The organism is Mesorhizobium sp. M1403 (genome assembly GCF_040317695.1).
GTDB lineage: Bacteria > Pseudomonadota > Alphaproteobacteria > Rhizobiales > Rhizobiaceae > Mesorhizobium.
This window is the reverse complement of sequence record NZ_JAMYKY010000005.1, coordinates 227415-246132: the sequence shown is the minus strand read 5'-3', so window position 1 is coordinate 246132 and position 18718 is coordinate 227415. Positions and strand designations below refer to the sequence as shown.

Annotated in this window: 14 protein-coding genes and 1 tRNA gene; 5 read left to right on the top strand and 10 right to left on the bottom strand. The window is 63.3% G+C overall.

The window, feature by feature from the left end:
- Positions 1–10: 10 nt before the first annotated feature.
- The 5 genes from NKH01_RS12445 to NKH01_RS12425 all read right to left on the bottom strand — a co-directional run bounded on the left by NKH01_RS12445 (position 11) and on the right by NKH01_RS12425 (position 6852).
- The gene (locus NKH01_RS12445) at positions 11–1150 is read right to left on the bottom strand and encodes an ABC transporter permease (protein ID WP_352847003.1); all 1140 of its coding nucleotides are present in this window, start codon (positions 1148–1150) and stop codon (positions 11–13) included.
- Positions 1150–2244 (bottom strand): microcin C ABC transporter permease YejB, encoded by a 1095-nt coding sequence (locus NKH01_RS12440; RefSeq protein ID WP_352483261.1) that lies wholly within the window; start codon positions 2242–2244, stop codon positions 1150–1152. The genes NKH01_RS12445 and NKH01_RS12440 overlap by 1 nt, the downstream gene beginning before the upstream one ends.
- A gap of 30 nt (positions 2245–2274) precedes the next feature.
- Entirely contained in the window at positions 2275–4143 is a 1869-nt protein-coding gene (locus tag NKH01_RS12435) for an extracellular solute-binding protein (RefSeq protein WP_353020335.1), read from the bottom strand.
- Entirely contained in the window at positions 4143–6026 is a 1884-nt protein-coding gene (locus NKH01_RS12430) for an extracellular solute-binding protein (protein WP_352483263.1), read from the bottom strand. Before NKH01_RS12430 ends, NKH01_RS12435 begins: the two co-directional genes overlap by 1 nt.
- A 172-nt stretch (positions 6027–6198) precedes the next feature.
- Positions 6199–6852 (bottom strand): c-type cytochrome, encoded by a 654-nt coding sequence (locus NKH01_RS12425; protein ID WP_352483264.1) that lies wholly within the window; start codon positions 6850–6852, stop codon positions 6199–6201.
- A gap of 192 nt (positions 6853–7044) precedes the next feature.
- Here NKH01_RS12425 and NKH01_RS12420 point away from each other — a divergent pair, with 192 nt between their 5' ends.
- Both NKH01_RS12420 and NKH01_RS12415 read left to right on the top strand, forming a co-directional pair.
- Positions 7045–7773 carry a 3-deoxy-manno-octulosonate cytidylyltransferase gene (locus NKH01_RS12420; protein ID WP_352493745.1) on the top strand — a complete coding sequence of 243 codons (729 nt, stop codon included), beginning with the start codon at positions 7045–7047 and terminating at the stop codon, positions 7771–7773.
- Positions 7774–7806: 33 nt separating this feature from the next.
- Entirely contained in the window at positions 7807–8670 is an 864-nt protein-coding gene (locus NKH01_RS12415) for a prephenate dehydratase (protein WP_352548789.1), read from the top strand.
- Positions 8671–8677: 7 nt separating this feature from the next.
- Here NKH01_RS12415 and NKH01_RS12410 read toward each other — a convergent pair whose 3' ends face one another.
- Both NKH01_RS12410 and NKH01_RS12405 read right to left on the bottom strand, forming a co-directional pair.
- Positions 8678–9034, bottom strand: a complete 357-nt coding sequence (locus NKH01_RS12410) for a hypothetical protein (protein ID WP_353020333.1) — start codon at positions 9032–9034, stop codon at positions 8678–8680.
- A 55-nt stretch (positions 9035–9089) separates the two neighbouring features.
- Entirely contained in the window at positions 9090–10034 is a 945-nt protein-coding gene (locus NKH01_RS12405; RefSeq protein ID WP_353020332.1) for a methyltransferase domain-containing protein, read from the bottom strand.
- Between the two features lie 108 nt (positions 10035–10142).
- Between NKH01_RS12405 and NKH01_RS12400 the strand changes: the two genes are divergently transcribed.
- Both NKH01_RS12400 and NKH01_RS12395 read left to right on the top strand, forming a co-directional pair.
- Positions 10143–11153, top strand: coding sequence for a ligase-associated DNA damage response exonuclease (locus tag NKH01_RS12400; protein WP_352857398.1), 1011 nt, complete (start codon positions 10143–10145; stop codon positions 11151–11153).
- A 226-nt stretch (positions 11154–11379) separates the two neighbouring features.
- On the top strand, positions 11380–12981 hold the full coding sequence (locus NKH01_RS12395; RefSeq protein ID WP_352548794.1) for a cisplatin damage response ATP-dependent DNA ligase: 1602 nt from the start codon (positions 11380–11382) through the stop codon (positions 12979–12981).
- Between the two features lies 1 nt (position 12982).
- Here NKH01_RS12395 and NKH01_RS12390 read toward each other — a convergent pair whose 3' ends face one another.
- Complete coding sequence (locus NKH01_RS12390; RefSeq protein WP_353020331.1) at positions 12983–14140, bottom strand: hypothetical protein; 1158 nt, start codon at positions 14138–14140, stop codon at positions 12983–12985.
- A gap of 383 nt (positions 14141–14523) precedes the next feature.
- Here NKH01_RS12390 and NKH01_RS12385 point away from each other — a divergent pair.
- A tRNA-Thr gene (locus NKH01_RS12385) sits at positions 14524–14599 on the top strand.
- A 35-nt stretch (positions 14600–14634) separates the two neighbouring features.
- On the opposite strand, the gene NKH01_RS12380 is transcribed toward NKH01_RS12385, so the two are convergent.
- Complete coding sequence (locus NKH01_RS12380) at positions 14635–15261, bottom strand: LysE family translocator (protein WP_352815788.1); 627 nt, start codon at positions 15259–15261, stop codon at positions 14635–14637.
- A 301-nt stretch (positions 15262–15562) separates the two neighbouring features.
- Entirely contained in the window at positions 15563–18247 is a 2685-nt protein-coding gene (locus NKH01_RS12375) for an ATP-binding protein (protein ID WP_353020330.1), read from the bottom strand.
- Positions 18248–18718: the final 471 nt, after the last annotated feature.

Genomic DNA, 18718 nt, shown 5'->3' with positions numbered 1-18718 from the left:
CGCATCGCTCTCATCTGAACGTCTTGCGCGGATCGAAGGCATCGCGCGTCGCCTCGCCGACGAAGACCAGCAGCGACAGCATCAGCGAGATGACGACGAAGCCGGAAATGCCGAGCCAGGGGGCATTGAGGTTGCGCTGTGCCTGCTTCAGCAGCTCGCCGAGCGAGGCGGAGCCGGGCGGCAGGCCGAAGCCGAGATAGTCGAGCGAGGTCAGCGTCGAAATCGAGCCGCTAAGCAGGAAGGGCAAGAAGGTCAGAGTCGCCACCATGGCATTGGGCAGCAGATGCCGGAACATGATGGTGATATTGGACACGCCGAGCGCGCGCGCCGCATTGACATATTCGAAATTGCGGGCGCGCAGGAACTCGGCCCTTACCACGCCGACCAGTGCCACCCAGGAAAACAGCAGCATCAATCCGAGCAGGATGAAGAAGCCGGGCGGCAGGATGGCGGCGACGATCAAGAGCAGATACAGCACCGGGATCGCCGACCAGATCTCGATGAAGCGCTGGAACAGAAGGTCGGTCCAGCCGCCGAAATAGCCCTGCAGAGCGCCGGCCGCCACGCCGATCAGCGCCGAGCCGGCAGTCAGGACCAGGCCGAACAGCACCGAGATCCTGAAGCCGTAGATGACGCGCGCCAGCACGTCGCGGGCCTGGTCATCGGTGCCCAGCCAGTTCCAGTTGCCGACGTTGCAGTTGGGGTCTGCCTCGCCTTTCGGATACTGGTTGCAGCGCGTCTTCTTGTCGTAGAGCCAGGATGGCTTGGTCGGTGCTGCTTCGGGAATAGCGTTGTTGACGGTCTGATAGGAGTAGCGCACCGGCGGCCAGATCATCCAGCCATTGGCGTTGATCTCGTCCTGGATGACCGGGTCGCGATAGTCGGTGACCGCATAGAAGCCGCCGAACTTCTCCTCGGGATAGGCAACCAGGACCGGAAACAGGATCTCGCCCTTGTAGGAGGCGATGATTGGCCTGTCGTTGGCGATCAATTCGGAAACCAGCGACAGCACGAACAGGAACAGGAATATCCACAACGACCAGTAGCCGCGCCGGTTGGACTTGAAGTTCTGCAGGCGGCGCTGGTTGAGCGGCGACAGAAAGGGCCGCGCGATCCGTGCCGGCGCCGTTTCGGCTATGGCCTGCGCCATCAGACGTCTCTCCGCTCGAAATCGATGCGCGGATCGACCCAGGTATAGATCAGATCGGACAGCAGTCCGACGAACAGGCCAAGCAGCGAGAAGATATAGAGATTGGCGAAGACGACCGGATAGTCGCGCTGCACCACCGAGTTGAAGCCGAGCAGGCCGAGGCCGTCGAGCGAAAATATGTTCTCGATCAGCAGCGACCCGGTGAAGAACGCCGAGATGAAGGCGCCGGGAAAACCGGCGATGACGATCAGCATTGCGTTGCGGAAGACGTGGCCGTAGAGCACCTGCCGCTCCGACAGGCCCTTGGCGCGGGCGGTGACCACATATTGTTTGCGGATTTCCTCGAGGAAGGAATTCTTGGTCAAAAGCGTCGTCGTGGCGAAGGCCGACAATACCAGCGCGGTCAGCGGCAAGGTCATATGCCAGAAATAGTCGACGATCCTGGCCGGCCACGACAGCTGGTCCCAATTGTCGGAGGTGAGGCCGCGCAGCGGAAACCAGTCCCAGAACGAGCCGCCGGCAAACAGCACCATCAGCAATATGCCGAACAGGAACCCGGGGATGGCGTAGCCGACGATGACGACGCCGCTGGTCCAGACGTCGAAGGTGGAGCCGTCCTTGACCGCCTTGCGGATGCCGAGCGGGATCGAGATCAGGTAGGACAAAAGCGTGATCCACAGCCCGATCGAGATCGACACTGGCATCTTTTCCAGGATCAAGTCGAGCACCGATATGTCGCGAAAGTAGCTGTCGCCGAAATCGAAGCGGAGATAGTTCCACAGCATCATGCCAAAGCGCTCGAGCGGCGGCTTGTCGAAGCCGAACTGCTTCTCCAGCTTCTTGATGAATTCCGGATCGAGCCCTTGCGCGCCGCGGTATTTCGAGCCGACGTCGCCGGCCACATCGAAATTGGCGCCGCCGGCATCACCGCCGCCGCCACCGAGGCGATCGCTGCCGCCCTGGTTGGTCAGCCTGGCAATGACCTGCTCGACCGGCCCGCCAGGCGCGAACTGGATGACGGCGAAGGACACCGCCATGATGCCGAACAAGGTCGGGATCATCAGCAAGATGCGGCGCAGTATATAGGCGCCCATCAGGTTCCCTGCCTCGCCTGTGCGAAAATCTCAGCCTTTGCCAATCTTTGCCGCCTTGTCTTTGTCGAACCACCACGACGTCTCGACCGGAAAGTCGTAATCCGGCTTTTGAGCGGGAATGCCGAACATGTCCCAGAACGCCGCTCGGTGATTCGCCAGGTCATATGTTGGAATCCAGTCTAGCCGTGCGCGCAAGGCCCGATCGAGCGCCTTGAGTGCGGTGACGAGCTCGATCCGGCTCTGTGCCTTGCCGGCTGCCTCGATCAGCGCGTCGATGGCTTTGCTTTCCGTTCCCGGATAGTTGCGCATCCCCGGCGTCTTCGCCATCTGCGAATCGTAGAGTATCTCGAGGCCGTCGGCGGTGGGCGTCGCCCCGATCGACCATCGGAGAAGGTTGAAATCGAAATCGTAGTTGCTTTGCCGCGCTTCAAATTGCGTCGAATCGACCTGCCGGATCGAAGCATCGATGCCGATCGCCTTCATATTCTCGGACCACGGGGCGAAGATGCGAACGAGGCCCTCGTCCTCGGCCAGCATTTCCACCTGCAGTCGCTCGCCTTTGTCGTTGACGACGAATTTGCCCGCTCGCTTCCAGTTGGCTTCGGCAAGCAATCTCGACGCCTCGCGCAGCAGCTTGCGGTCATGGCCAGAACCGTCGGAGACAGGTTGTATCACCGGTTCGCCGAAGGTCTCCGGCGGCAACTCGGCTCGAAACGGCTCCAGCAGTTTCAATTCCTGGGGCGAGGGCAGGCCCTCGGCCTTGTAATCCGATCGTTCGAAGTTCGATTGCGAGCGATCGTAGGAGCCGAAAAACAGCACCCGTTTGGTCCATTCGAAGTCGAAGCAATAGGCGATTGCGCGTCTCACGCGTATGTCGCGGAATTGCGGCCGGCGCTGGTTCAGCGCGACAGCCTGCATGGATGGCGATTTCTCGCCGGGAAATTCCCGTTTGACGACCCTGCCGTCCTTCAGCGCAGGAAAGTCGTAACCGGTCGCCCATACCCGCGCGGTACCTTCCTCGCGAAAATGCGTGTCGCCTTTCTTGAACGCTTCAAACGCTGCCTGGCGATCAAGATAAAAATCGATACGGATGCGGTCGAAATTATTAAGCCCGCGGTTCACGGCCAGATCGCGGCCCCAATAGTCGGCGACGCGTTCATATTCGACAGTCTGCCCGGCCACCACCCGTCCCACCCTGTATGGTCCGGAGCTAAGCGGTGGGGTTAACGTCGAGGCGTCGAAATCATTGGCCGTGTAGAAGGCTTTGGACACGATCGGCATTACGGCGATGGCGAGGATATTCTGCGCGGACTGTTTGCCGTTGAAGGTAAGGTTGACTGTAAGCGGATCGATTGCGACCGCTTCCGTCATATGCCGCAGCGCTTGGGAAAGGTTCGGATGTCCGCGCACTTTGTAGAGGTTCAATGCGAAGGCAACATCCTCAGCGGTCAGCGGCGAGCCGTCATGGAAGCGAGCTTGTGGCCGCAGGCTGAAGCGGTAGCCATTGCGATCCTGCGACAAGGTAACGGATTCGGCAAGCAGGCCGTAGACCGCATCCGGCTCATCGACCGCCCTTGCCATCAAAGTATCGAAGCAGAGCTCGGTGCGCGGCGGCGAATCCCCCTTCAGCACCAGCGAGTTCAACGTGTTGAAAGTCAGGAAGCTCTGATTGAGGGTGGAGTTCGGCGGGGCGAAATTCATCCGGCCGCCTTTGGGCGCGTCCGGGTTGACATAGTCGAAATGAGTGAAATTCGGAGGATATTTGAGATCGCCGAAGGCCGACAACCCGTGCAGTTTCACGCCGGTCGGGATCGCGGCGAAAGCCCGGCCCGGCAGCCATGAAGCTGCCGCGGCGGCACCACCCAGGGCGAGGAAGCCGCGACGAGGCAGCGCCGCCATCAATTGCCACTCTTGTATTTGGCCGCCAGCGCCTTTTCCTTGACCGGATCGACCCACCAGGAATCCGTGTCCACGCCTAAATAGGCAGGCTGCTTTTCAGGCATGCCGAACTTGTTCCAGTAGGCCAGCCAGACCACGGGCCTGTGCCATTGCGGCACGACATAGTAATTCCACAACAGCACCCGGTCGAGCGCATGGGTGGCAGCAACCAGATCGTCGCGGTCGGTGGCGTAGATAACGCGGTCGACCAGCGCGTCGACAATCGGATCCTTAATGCCCATCAGATTGCGTGAGCCAGGTGCGTCGGCGGCTTTTGAGCTCCAGAAGTCGCGTTGCTCGTTGCCGGGCGAATCCGACTGTGGGAAGATCCCCGTCACCATGTCGAAGTCGAAGCTACGGGTGCGGTTCACATATTGACTGGGGTCAACAATGCGAAGTGCGGCATCAATACCGATCTTTCGCAAATTATCGACGTAGGGATTTGCGATGACTTCGTCTGTCGGGTCCCGTCCCAGGATCTCCAGCTTGAATTGCTGGCCCGTTTGGGCATTGACCATTTTGCCGCCCTTGATGACCCAACCAGCCTTGGCGAACAGGTCGACCGCGGACTTCAGGTATTTACGCTCCGCCTGCGGCGTGTCGTAGACCGGCAGTTTGAATTCCTCGGTGAACACTTCAGGCGGCAGCTTGTCACGATATTGCTCGAGAATCTCCAGCTCCTTGCCTTTCGGCAGGCCGCTGGACGCCAGGTTGGTGCCCTGGAAATAGCTGCTCGTGCGGGTGTTAAGACCGAAGAACAGCGTACGATTCATGCTTTCGAAATCGAGCACGTCGGTCAACGCCTCGCGTATGCGTCGATCCTGAAACTGCGGACGTCGCAGATTAAGCGCGAAACCCTGCATCGGCTCGGGCGACTCGGTCTTGAACTCCCTCTTGATGACGTCGCCTTGCTTGATCGCGGGAAAGTTATACGCCGTCGACCAGCGTCTGGAGCTGTTTTCCGCGTTGATGTCCTCAAGCCCACCCTTGGTGAATGCCTGCCAAGCCGCATTCTCATCGAGGATGTAGGTGTACCGCTTCGTGTCGAAATTCTCTCGGCCGATCTTCACCGGCAACTTGGCGGCCCAATAGTCAGGCACGCGCTGCCATACAATTTCCGAACCTGGCTTGAAGCTGGCGATCTTGTAAGCGGCCGAACCCAGCGGCGGCTCCAGCGTCGGCCGGGTGACGTCGCGCTTCTTGCCGTTGGCGTCAGTGCCATCCCACCAGTGCTTGGGCAGTACGACGAGGTCGCCGAGAATCTTGGGCAGTTCGCGATTGCCCTTCTGGCTGAAATGGAACTCGACCTCACGATCGGAGATTGCGACCGCATCGGTAACGTTCTCGAAATAACGGCTGTATTGCGGGCTGTTGGCCTTTAGCACCTGGAACGACCAGATCACGTCGTCGACGGTGATCGGCTGGCCGTCATGCCACTTCGCCCGCGGATCGAGCCGGTAGGTCGCCGAGGAATAATCGGCCGGATATTTATAGGCTTCAGCGACCAGCGAATGGCTGGTGCTGCCTTCGTCGGTCGCCTGCTCCATTAGCGTGTCGTAGAGCAGACCGCCGCCAAAAGGGACGAAGCCAGCGGCGGCAGAACCCTGGACGATGTAGGGATTGAAGCTGTCAAACGTGCCGGGCGCCACCGAATTCAGCGTGCCGCCCTTGGGTGCATCCGGATTGATGTAATCGTAGTGCTGGAAGTTGTCGCCATATTTGGATTCGCCGATCAGCGACGAGGTCGTGCGCCATTCGTCCGCGAGGGCCGCCTGCAGGCCGCCGGCAAAAGCAGCCAGCATAAGCACCGATTTCAGAAGCGTCCGCGCTCGGCCAACCGTCATGCGTTCTCCTCTTCGCGATATAGCGCCGTCACGATAGCGTCTGGGCCCAATCTAGATCATTTGGCGGCGCTGAAAACCGCAACCGAGCGGCTTTGTCGTCGCATATGCATTTTCCTAACGAAAAAGCCGGGCTGAACCCGGCTTTTTCAAGGATTATGTCATTACAGTTTTGTTATTTTGCGGGTGCAGCCGGAGCGGCTGGCGCCGCGCCTTCTGCCGGCTTGGCAGGGGCTGCACCTTCGGCCGGCTTGGCGGGCGCGTTCTCGGCCGAGGCGCCGGGCGCCGGCAGCGGCTTCGGATTGTCCGACAGCGTGCGCAGATAGGCGATGACGTTGGCGCGGTCCTCATCCTTCGGCAGGCCGGCGAAACCCATCGCCGTGCCCTTCACGAACTTCTTCGGCGAGGTGATGAAGTGGTTGAGGTTGTCGTAGGTCCACTTCTCGCTGCCGCCCTTGGAGAACTCCTTCATGCCGGCAGAATAGGCAAAGCCCTCATGCTCGGCGACCGGACGGTCGATGATGTCCCACAGATCGGGGCCTACCTTGTTGGGGCCGCCCTTTTCGCCGGAATGACAGGCCTGGCATTTCTTGAAGACGGCGGCGCCCGCTTCGGCGTTGGCGGTGGTCAGCAGCTCGGCGATCGGCTTGGCCTCCGCGGCGGGAGCGGCCGGGCCGCCTTCGGCAGGCTCGGTCGCCTCGATGGCAAAGCCGGGCTTTTCCGGCGCCGGCGAGGCAAACAGCGCGTCGGACACGATGCCAACGGAAAAGACAATGAACACCGTGCCGAGGAAAGCGGCGAGCAGCTTGTTGACTTCGTTGGAATCCATACGCCCCAGGCTCCCTTTTCCGGCGGACCGATCCGTCCACTCCGTCCGTCGGTATCGTGAACCACCCTGCGAGGCGGTCAAATCGCGCGGAAACTAGGTCTTTTGCTCCGGCGTTGCAACACCTATAAGGGCGCTGCCAGTGAGACCTTTTGCCACTTTTGTCCTCCTCTTTTTCGAGCCCCTGCCCGCCTCATGTCCACCCTCATCCTGATCCCGGCCCGCATGGCCTCGACCCGCCTGCCGGGCAAGCCGCTGGCCAACATCGCCGGCACTCCGATGATCGTCCACGTCGCCCGCCGTGCTGCCGAGGCCGGGCTCGGCCGGGTCGTCGTCGCCACCGATACGCAAGGCGTTGCGGAGGCGGTGCGCGCGCATGGTTTCGAGGCGGTGATGACGCGGGCGGACCACGAAACCGGCTCCGACCGCATCTTCGAAGCGCTGACCATTCTCGACCCTGGCAACAGCGTCGAGACCATCGTCAATGTGCAGGGCGATCTGCCGACCATCGAGCCCCTTGTTATCGGCGCCGCGCTGAAGCCTTTCGAGAACGCAGCGGTCGACATCGCCACGCTCTGCGTCGAGATCGTCCGCGACGAGGAAAAGACCAATCCGAACGTCGTCAAGCTGGTCGGCTCGCCACTCTCGGCGACGCGGCTCAGGGCGCTCTATTTCACCCGCGCCACCGCCCCCTGGGGCGAAGGCCCGCTCTACCATCATATCGGCCTCTATGCCTATCGCCGCGCCGCACTCGAACGCTTCGTTGCGTTGAGGCCGTCGCCGCTGGAGCGCCGCGAGCGGCTGGAGCAGTTGCGGGCGCTCGAGGCCGGCATGCGCATTGATGCGGAGATCGTGCAGTCGGTGCCGCTTGGCGTCGATACGCCGGACGATCTCGAACGCGCCAGGGCACTCCTTTCCAACTAAGAAATTCTTCCCCCAATTCCCGAGACTCTGCGCATGCCTGAAAAGACCAACAAAATATCCTTCCAGGGCGAGCCGGGCGCCAATTCCGACACCGCCTGCCGCAACATGTTCCCGTCGATGGAGCCGTTGCCGTGCCCGACCTTTGAGGACGCCTTCAACGCCGTCGAGACCGGCAAGGCCGATCTGGCGATGATCCCGATCGAAAACACCATTGCCGGCCGCGTCGCCGACATCCATCACCTCTTGCCGGAATCGAAGCTGCACATCATCGGCGAATATTTCCTGCCGATCCACTTCCAGCTCATGGTGCTGCCCGGCGTCAGGCGCGACGAGATCCGGACCGTGCACAGCCACATCCACGCGCTCGGCCAATGCCGCAAATACATCCGCAAGAACGGCTGGAAGGCGACGGTTGCCGGCGACACGGCGGGCGCCGCCAAGATGGTCGCCGCAATGAAGGACCGCACCATGGCCGCGCTGGCGCCGGCGCTGGCCTCGACGCTCTACGGGCTCGACATCATCGAGGAGAATGTCGAGGACACCGACAGCAACGTCACCCGTTTCGTCGTGCTGACCAAGAACAAGCAATGGGCCGAACGCCCCTCGGCCGACGCCAAGATGATGACGACCTTCATCTTCCGCGTCCGCAACGTGCCTGCCGCGCTCTACAAGGCGATGGGCGGCTTCGCCACCAACGGCATCAACATGACCAAGCTGGAAAGCTACCAGCTCGGCGCGTTTACGGCGACGCTGTTCTACGCCGACATAGAGGGCCATCCCGACGATCCGCTGGTGAAGCTGGCACTCGACGAGTTGCGGTTTTTCTCGCGCGAAATGCGCATCCTCGGCGTCTATCCCGCCAGCGCCTCACGCGAGCAATGGAAGGTGGCGGATTAGGATCCGGTCAGGTCAGGCCGAGCTTGTTCTGCCTGGCCGGCTTGCCGCATTCGCGGCGGCTGATCGACCGGTTCATGGCGTCGATCTTGCCGCTTGCCTGGTCGGCGTCACGTTTGGCTTTTGAGCGCATGTCCGGCGTGAACGGGCCGAAGCCCGTCGCCGGGTTGGAGAAGGACGGCTTGGCGTCCACCGGCAAATGATATTGCTGCGCCAGGCCGTTTCGTTGCGCCAGCAATTGGTCGCAAGGCACCTTGTCATATAGCAGCGAGGACTGGACGTCTTCGTCCTGCCGTTCGGACATCGAATTGCCGACGCAGCCGGCCATCGCCAGGCAAGATGCCAAGACCATCATGTTCCAGCGCATGAACGTGCTCCTTGTCTTTCGCAGCTGCCGCCTCTCATGCACAGCGGCAGAAATCTTAGCCAGATTTTACGCTGCCGGAAAGCAAGCTTGCCACCACGGCCAACCCTTCGACCGGTTCGCGGCGATCCTGCCGGATAATCGTTGCCTGCAGCGACAGGACCGAAAAGCCGTTGGCGTCCAGAACCCGCTCTACATAGCTTTGCGAATGCGCATAGCGGCGCGACGGCTGCAAGGCGAAATCGCCGCTGCCAGATAGGTCGCCGCCGGAGAGCGTCTCGACGGAGAACGCAAACAGACCGCCGCCGGCAAGCATTCCGGCAATCTTGGTCACCACCTTGTCGAGTGCGCCGAGATAGATGAACACATCTGCCGCCGTCACCAGATCGGCTTTCGGGCCTGAATAGCAAAAATCCTGCAGGTCCGTCTTGACGAGCAGATCGTAGACGCCTTTGGCGCGCGCCTGCCTCAGCATGCCGGCCGAGATGTCGTAACCCTCCAGCCGATCGGCGATCGGCCGCAGTCTCTGGCCCATGAGGCCGGTGCCGCAGCCGAGATCGAGCACCAGCGAAAACCGGCCCGGCCGTGCTGCCCGGATGGCTCGGTCGAGACATTCGGGCAGACGATAGCCTAGCCTGTCGACCAGCTCACCCTCGAAGCTTCCGGCATAGTGGTCGTACAGCGTCTCGACAAAGGCGCTGGGCGGCGCCTGGGCGGCCGCTGCCTTGCCGATCAATTGCAGCTTGAGCACCGCGCCGAGCCTGTCCGCCGGGTCCAGCCGCAGTGCCGTCGTCCAGGCCTGCGCGGCGAGATCGGGCGCGCCCGCCGCCTCCTGCATCTCACCGAGGCGGAACCAGCCGGCCGGCCATTGCCGCGCCAGTTCGAGCGCGCCGAGCAGCAATTCCGACGCTGCCGCATGATCGCCGGACGCATGGAGCATTTCGGCATAGTCGGCGCGGCGGTCGGCGGTCGGATCGCCGGACGAAGTCTGGAGCGGTTTCATGGCGATCAGGTTCCGCCGGTGTTTTGCGGCCGGCCTGCGCTCTATGCTGGAGTCAGCAGTGACTTACAACAGGCTTCCCGCGCCGGAATTAGCGCCTATCTTGGGGCCATGCGCGCCAGCGACCTGCTTCATCCCCGGCCGGAAGGGCTGTATTGCCCGCCCGGCGATTTCTTCATCGACCCGGTGCGGCCGGTCAACCGGGCGCTGATCACACATGGCCATTCCGACCATGCCCGCTCCGGCCACCGCTCGGTGATGGCGACGCAGCAGACGCTCGACATCATGGGGCTGCGCTACGGCGAAGATTTTGCCGGAACGACGCAAGCCGCCGTGCTCGGCGAGACGATCACGCTCGACGGCGTCACCGTCAGCTTTCACCCGGCTGGCCATGTGCTGGGCTCGGCGCAGATCAAGGTCGCGCATCAGGGCACATGCATCGTCGCGTCCGGCGACTATAAGCGCCAGAAGGACGCGACCTGCGAGCCGTTCGAGCCACTCAAATGCGACGTCTTCATCACCGAGGCGACGTTCGGCCTGCCGGTGTTCCGCCATCCGCCCGATAGCGAAGAGATCGCCCGGTTGCTGAAATCGACCGAGCAGTTTCCCGAACGCACGCATCTGGTCGGCGCCTATGCGCTTGGCAAGGCGCAGCGCGTCATGCGCCTGCTGCGCGATGCCGGCTACGAAAAGCCGATCTACATCCATGGCGCGCTGGCCAAGCTCAGCGAGTATTTCCAGAGCCAGGACATCGATCTCGGCACACTGGAACCGGCGACCGTCGAGAGCGGCGCGAAAAGCGACTTTGCCGGCGCCATCGTCGTCGGCCCGCCATCCGCGTTCGCCGATCGCTGGGCGCGGCGTTTTCCCGATCCGATGTCGTGCTTCGCCTCAGGCTGGATGCGCATCCGCCAGCGCGCCAAACAGGGCGGCGTCGAGCTGCCGCTGATCATCTCCGATCACTCCGACTGGGACGAGCTGACAGCGACGATCAAGGAGACCGGCGCCGAGGAAATCTGGGTGACGCATGGCCGCGAGGAGGCGCTGGTGCGCTGGTGCGAACTCGAAGGCATCGCCGCCAGGCCGCTGCATCTGGTTGGCTATGAGGACGAGGGCGATTGATGGTGGAAATCGCCGGTATGGCGTTCTGTCGCGCCCCCCTCTGGCCTGCCGGCCATCTCCCCCACGAGGGGGGAGATCGGCAGCTTTGGCGCCGCGCTCGTTCCCTCAACGCTGGAGATTGGCGAAACCAGTGGCGACATCCAATCTCCCCCCTCGTGGGGGAGATGTCCGGCAGGACAGAGGGGGGCGCGAAGGATCGCAAGCTTCCCCCCTTGGCGCTCCTCCCATGAACCGCTTCGCCGAGCTTCTCGACCGGCTGGTGCTGACGCCGTCGCGCAACGGCAAGCTGACGCTTTTGACCGATTATTTCCGCAGCGTCGAGGATCCTGACCGCGGGCTGGCGCTGGCGGCCATCACCGGCGATCTGTCCATCGCCGCGGTCAAGCCGGCGATGCTGCGCACGCTGGTCGTCGAGCGCATGGATCCGGTGCTGTTCGGCTATTCCTACGACTATGTCGGCGACCTGGCCGAGACCGTGTCGCTGGTCTGGCCGCAAGCGCCGGTCGACATTGCGAACCACGAGCCGACGCTGGCCGAAGTGGTGGCGAAGCTGCAGGCGGCGAGCCGTTCGGACGGGCCTCAGGTGCTGGCCCGGCTGCTCGACAGCGCCAGCACTTCGGCGCGCTTTGCCATCATAAAGCTGGTCACCGGCGGCCTGCGCATCGGCGTCTCGGCGCGGCTGGCCAAGCAGGCGCTCGCTGATTTCGGCAGGGTCGAAATCGCCGAAATCGAGGAACTCTGGCACGGCCTGACGCCGCCCTATATCGCGCTGTTCGCCTGGCTGGAGGGTAAAGCGGAAAAACCCAGGAAGACGGCGCTGGCGCTGTTCAGGCCGGTGATGCTGTCGAATGCCGTCGGTGACGGCGACCTCGAAAAGCTCGACCCGGCCGACTACGCGGCCGAATGGAAATGGGACGGCATCCGCGTCCAGGCGGTTTGCGAAGGCGGCATTCGCCGGCTCTATTCGCGCACCGGTGACGATGTCTCCGGCGCCTTTCCCGATCTTGCTGAGGCGATGGATTTTTCCGGCGCCCTCGACGGCGAGCTTTTGGTCGGAGACCCCAGGCAGGCGACGGGCACGTTCTCGGACCTGCAGCAGCGGCTGAACCGCAAGAGCGTGTCACCCAAGATCCAGCAGCAATACCCGGCCTTCATGCGCTGCTACGATGCGCTGCAGATCGGCGACGAGGATGTGCGCGGACTTCCCTTCCGCGAACGGCGCGGCCGGCTCGAGGCCTTTGTGAGGACACTCGATCCGAGCCGCTTCGATCTGTCGCCGCTGGTCGAATTCACCAACTGGCAGGCGCTGGAGGAATTGCGCCGCAAGCCGCTGCATCCGGTCATCGAAGGCGTCATGCTGAAGCGCTGGGATTCGCCTTATGTGGCCGGGCGGCCGAAGGGCCCCTGGTTCAAATGGAAGCGCGATCCGCACACGGTCGACGCCGTACTGATGTATGCCCAGCGCGGCCACGGCAAGCGCTCGAGCTTCTATTCCGATTATACATTCGGCGTCTGGTCCGGGCCGGAAGGATCGGAAGAGCTGGTGCCGGTGGGAAAAGCCTATTTCGGCTTCACCGACGAAGAACTGAGGCAGATCGACAAATATGTCCGCGACAACACGATCGAGCGCTTTGGCCCGGTGCGCTCAGTGCGTGCCGACCGCAGACAAGGCCTCGTACTGGAGGTGGCATTCGAAGGGCTCAACCGCTCGACGCGGCACAAATCGGGCGTCGCCATGCGCTTCCCCCGCATTTCACGATTGCGCTGGGACAAGCCGGCGGCCGAAGCCGACCGCATCGAGACGCTGCAGGCGCTGCTCGACAGTTAACTTAAGGAAGGACTGAAACGCGGATCTCGTAGATGTCGACCGACTTGCCCTGCTTGTCGAAGTCGGAATTGATGGCGATGGTGCCGGCAGCGCCCGGACGCTTGTCGGGAAGGCGCACGTCGAACAGATATTCATTGCGCTCGCGACCGACCGCATAGCGCTTGCGGCCACAGTCGCCGAGTTCGCCGAAATTGCAGTCGACGGAAATCTGCGTCTCCTGCCCCTCCTCGGAGCGTGCGATGATGTCGAATGTGGCATGCTTGCCGGCGATCCTCTCCAGCACGCCTTGCCCGACGTCGAAGCTGATGGCCGAGCCGGATGCGCCCGAGCGGATGCGCAGGAAGGAACCGCTTTCGTCCTGGACAACGTCGGCCTTGGCGTCCGACGGCGCATTGACCTGCGTCGGGTCGCCCGGCGAAAACACGTTGATCCAGTCGCGCGCCTGGTCCTCCTCGCCCTGCTTTGGCGGCGAAGCGGTGTCATCCGGCGTGAAATCGTCGCCGTCGACCGTTGGCGGCACTTCCGGCGGCGCCGTGTCGAGTTCGGTTGCCGATTTGAAGACGCCGGTCTGGTTGGCGAAATAAAGGCCGATGCCGGCGGCTGCGAGCAGCGTCACACCGAGGAAGATCGCGGTCAAAGGCAGGCGCCGCCGCCTCGCCCGCCGGTCGTCGCGGTCGGGCGTCACTTCCGCATCGTCGGTTTCGACGTCGGCTTCGGTCGGAGCCGAGGCCCCCATGTCGATCACCGGCACTTCGGCAACAGGTGCATCGGGCATGATGTCGGGGACGACCGGCAGGACGCGCGACCGAGGCGCATCGGATTCGGGCGGCTGCGCCGGACCGTCAACGACGGGCGACGGCACGGGCTCGGCTTCGGTTTCGGTTTCAGCTGGAGGCTCCACCGCCGGTGCTGTCTCCAAACTGTCGGTCGGCGCGGCGACGTCGGGAACCGCCGGCAGGAATTCCGATTCGATTTCGGTGATCTTGGCCTGGACCGCCTTGCGGCGCTTGATGGCGACCTCCACGGTGACGTTTGGATTGGCCTGCAGGGCACGGTCGAGTGCCGCGAAAGCCGATCGATAGACCCGCTCGCGAAACGCCCGGTCGTCGGCATTGCCTTTCTCGAAGGCATTGCGGATCGCTTTTTCGATCGCGTCCAAGCAAATTCCCTCTGCAATTTCACTCACATTGTCATGATCGTTAGCCGCAGGCGACCAATCAATCAACAAGCGAGCGGCCGCATTCTGCCTTGCCGAGGGGTGCAAAGGTCATTTCGGCGGTTTTCGGTAAAGGAATCAACATTTTTCGCTGATTTTCCGGTCACGGCGGCAACGTGGCGGTCGGGGCGGCCGTGCGAAACGGCGTCGCACGGCCTATGGCGGATCGGCGCGGCTGCTGCCCTTGCGCCCGGCCCAGGACCGATACGATTTGCCAAGCCTCGTCCTTGAATTCGCGGCTGCCATCTTGAATTCAACGCTACCATCTTGAATTAAACGCTGGTTGCGTCTATCACCCAGCCCATCCTGGAAGCTCGGCTTCCCGGGCCGCTTTAGCTCAGTTGGTAGAGCACATCATTCGTAATGATGGGGTCGCGTGTTCGAGTCACGCAAGCGGCACCAAACGACCTATCCCGCGCGCCTCCTTCAACCAGCGCTCAGCCGAGTGGAAAGGCCGACGCCGCCGAGACGAGCGCGAGCATTGCCAGCACGACCCCCGCCGCCCGGCAGATGACCCGATGATGCCGCATCGCGGCAGCGCGCACGACCGGACGCGAAAGGGCGACGGCCAGAAATCCGTACCAGCCTATGTCGATGATGGCGACGATGGCCGCGACCATCAGCATCTCGTTCGAATTCCGGATCGGCAGCATCAGCCCCATGAAGGCGACGGCAAAGAAAGTGGCGGTTTCAGGCGAGAGAATGCTGATGAGAAACCCGCCGGCAAACAATCCGGCCTGCCGTCTCTGAGGCTCGTCGCCCGCGGCCGGCGGCGCCGTTCTGGCGATGCGCAGGGCCATCCAGCCAAGGACCGCCGCACCGGCGATCTTGACCGCCGGCACCGACAGCGACCCGGAAAGATGAACGGCGCCAAACGCCACCAGGACCGCCAGCACGGCGGTTCCGGCGCCGATCCCGGCCACGAGCGGAATCGTCCTGCCAAAGCCGTGCAGGGAGGCAAGGCTGCCGGTCGCGAGCCCGATCGGGCCTGGCGTGATCATGATCACCGTATATGCCGCCAGGAATTGCAGCATGGCCGTCGACGGCAGAAGCGAATTTGACATTGCAGCCCTCCCGTTCGTTGCGTCGATCACAGAGCGGCGAGGAATTCCCGTCGCGCCCCAGCCGCCGGACGCCGGCGGCGGTTCCCCGCACCGCCGCCGTTGCCCGCCTTCTCCCCCGGATCGTGAAGGCGTCGTGGTGTTGGGAGGTCCATCCACGCTGCGAGCAGAAACCTACGCGGAGCCGCGGGCATGCAAATCGGTACCGCCACCCATTTTTAGGCGGTCGATTTCCCAGTTTTCGCGGAAATTTTGCTGCGGGAACTACCCAGAGCCTGTTCCATCCCGACAGAATCGGCTGGAATCATGGTCCCGTCTGGTGCGGTTCCAACGGATGGGTGCCCGTCAGGAGCCACGGCTCGCCGCGCAGCCGCAGGAGGATTTCCATACGGTTTGCGGCGTTGAGCTTGCCGAGCAGCGAGGAGACGTGATGCTCGATCGTGCGGGGCGAGCGCGACAAATGTCGCGCGACTTCCTTGTTGCTGATGCCCTGGGCGATCAGGGCGAGCACCTTCTGCTCGTGCTGTGTCAGGCCGAGCGGATGGCGACGGGCCGCCGCATAGGGTCCGCGCTGCACCTTCGGCAGCAGGCCTGACAGGCCCTGACGCTGCGCGAGCTTGCGCGCCAGCGCTGCGGCCGCGGGCGCGTCGATCTCGTCCAGCATCGCCACGGCGCGAGCGAGCGCCGTTCCGGCATCCGCCCCACGAACCTGCATGAGGGCAAGTGCTGCCTCGTAGGGCAGCGAGAAACGCGTCCACTCCGCCGCGGCGGCCTGCGGGTCGCCGACAAGCTCGGCGGACCAGGGCGACGGTATGGGCGCCGATAGCGCCGGCAGCGATCCGGGCATTCCGCATCGACGCCACCAGACCGACAATTCGCCAAGGTCCCTGGGGCGGAAATTGTCGAGGTTCATGGCCGCCAGCTCGGTAAGCTGCGCGTGGCCGGCGCCGATATCCTCGGCAAGCCAGGCCGCCTCCGTCAGCGCCAGGCGAACCGGGACGATACGCTGCGGCTCGCCGGTCGTCTGCCCCTCCGCAAGGGCCCGCTGCAAAAGGTCGACGCCGTCGGTCTCGCCCAGCCTTACGCGGACCGTGCCAAGCACGGTGAGCGCCGGCAAGTGCATCACCATCGGCAGGCGCTCCACATTCATGACGCCCTGAGCGATGGTTGCGGCCTCGCGAAACCGGCCCTGTTCCATGCAAAGCTGCGCCTGCCGGCCGAGCAGGTATTGCGCCGCCGAATCGAGGTCGTGCCTGGTGCAGAATGCGATGCCTTCGGCCAGCAGCCGCTCCGCCAGCTCGAAGTCCTTGGCCACCACCGCGCATTCCGCAAAGTTCGTATAGGCCCGCGCCGCATGGTCGTGGAGCCCGTGCTCGAGCGCCAGGGCAAGGCTTTCCTCCAGCCGCTCACGGCCGCCGGGACGGTCGGCGAACATGAGCGCGGTGCCGACATTGTTGAGGGCGTGAACGCGCGTCTCGACCTCACCCAGCCGATCGGCCAGGCTGATCGCGCGCTCGCCCCATTCGATCGCCTCGTCGAAACGATAGTGCAGCATGTGGAGCTGCGAGCGTGTGCTGTAGGCCATTGCCACTTCGGGACCCGGCGGCAGGCTTTCCACTTCATGCACGGCCTGGTCCGCATACTCTTCCGCCTGCGGACCTTCGCCGCGCCGCCAGTGCAGCCGCGACAGCCAGCGCAAATTGAGCCCTATCTTGTCGACCCGGTCCAGCTGCCGCCAGATAGCGATGGCGCGATGCCGGGCCTCGATGATGGCGTCATAGACAAGCAGCGCCAGGCCGGCCTCGTAGGCCCAGTCCTCGTGCAACTGCGCGGCCAGTTCCGGCGGGGCTTGGTCGACATATCTGAGTGCGGTCGCCAGATGCGAGGCCGCCTCCCGGTGCGCGCCCAGGCGGGCGGCCTGCCTGGCGGCAAGCGGCGCGAGTTCGAGCACGCGTTCGCCATTGTCGGCGCCGCCGGCGTGATGGACGCGGCGCGAAAGCAGAGCGCTTGCCTGCGACGCCGGAACTTCCGAGAGAGCCGCTTCGACCTTGGAATGAAGCAAACGTTGCAGAGAGGGGGAGAGCCGGTCGAGCGTCGCTTCCCTGGCAAGCTCGTGGCGAAATGTCAGCGCGCCCTGATCGTCCCGCCGCAGCAATCCACGGTCGACGCATCGATCCACGAGCGCTTCGGTTTCGTCCCCGAGAAGGGCCCGGATCAGCCACGGCTCAACGCTGCCCGGCATGATGCTCATGACCTCCAGCACGTCGCGCTCTCCAGGCGTCAGGCGCGACAGGCGGGACCACACCGCATCGCGTATGGAATCGGGCACGCGCGCCGATTCGGTCTCGCTGCTGGACAGGAGCTCGGTAACGAAGAAGGGATTGCCCTCAGTAATGCGGTAAAGCCCGTCGGCGGAACGGCCGGCCTGTTCGGCCAGCATCGTAACCGCCTGGGGAGACAGCGGTTTAAGCGTCACGCGGCGTACGGAGGCGGCGGGAAGATCGCCGAGCACGTGGGTCAGCGGGTGATCGGCGTTCAAGTCCTCTCTGCGCATGCTGAGCACCAGCATGGTGCGGAGCAGGGAGACGCGGCGACCGAGATATCTTACGAGGTCGAGCGTCGCATTATCCGCCCAATGCATGTCCTCGAAGATGAGCACGGTCGTGCCCTTGGCGCGCTGCAGCGCGTTCAGCAATGCCGGGAAAAGCCGCTCCGGGGCTGCGGTCTCCTCAAGCAGCGCTGCCACGCGCGGGTCGAGCAAGTGCGCCATGTCCTGGAGAGGGCCCAATGGACGCGGCGTGAAGAGCGCCTCGCACCAGCCCCACAGCACCCGGCAGTCCCGGTCGGCGTTTTCCGCGAATTCGCGCAGCAGAGAGGTCTTGCCTAGGCCCGCCTCGCCATGCACCAGCACGGTCCCGCCATGTCCGGCAGCAGCTCTCTCGGCCGCGGCCAACAAAGCTCCAAGTGGATCCTCTCGCTCAAGCAGCATCAAACCCGCGCCTCCAGAACATTGAAGGTACAACAGTAGGCAATGAGTGCAACACGCTCATTTCACATGACCTCACATGACCGCGGCGATTTGGCAAATCACCCCTCGGAAGCGGGCGTTATTTGTCCCGGAGCCGATATGTTTGCTGCCGCCCTAGGCATGAGGACTACAAAACAGGCAGACAACCAAGGCGGCGGCAAGACCTAGCGAAGCGGGCTGGATAGCCTCACTTCCGTGATGATAGCGTGAAAGAAGCGCGTTCCATCGATCCAGCCCAAAGCCTATCTCATCGTCGGCCGTTCCGGCCTGACGTTCAACAGAGGGAGAAAATCACGAAGAGGAAGACGATGTCCTAAGCGACCTGAGCTATGTCGCCGAAAATTTCGATGATGTGGCAAAGGAAACGATCGTCCTGGTGCTGGAGGCTGCGATCGCCGAGATCATTGGCCTCAGAATTGCCCTGCAGACTGC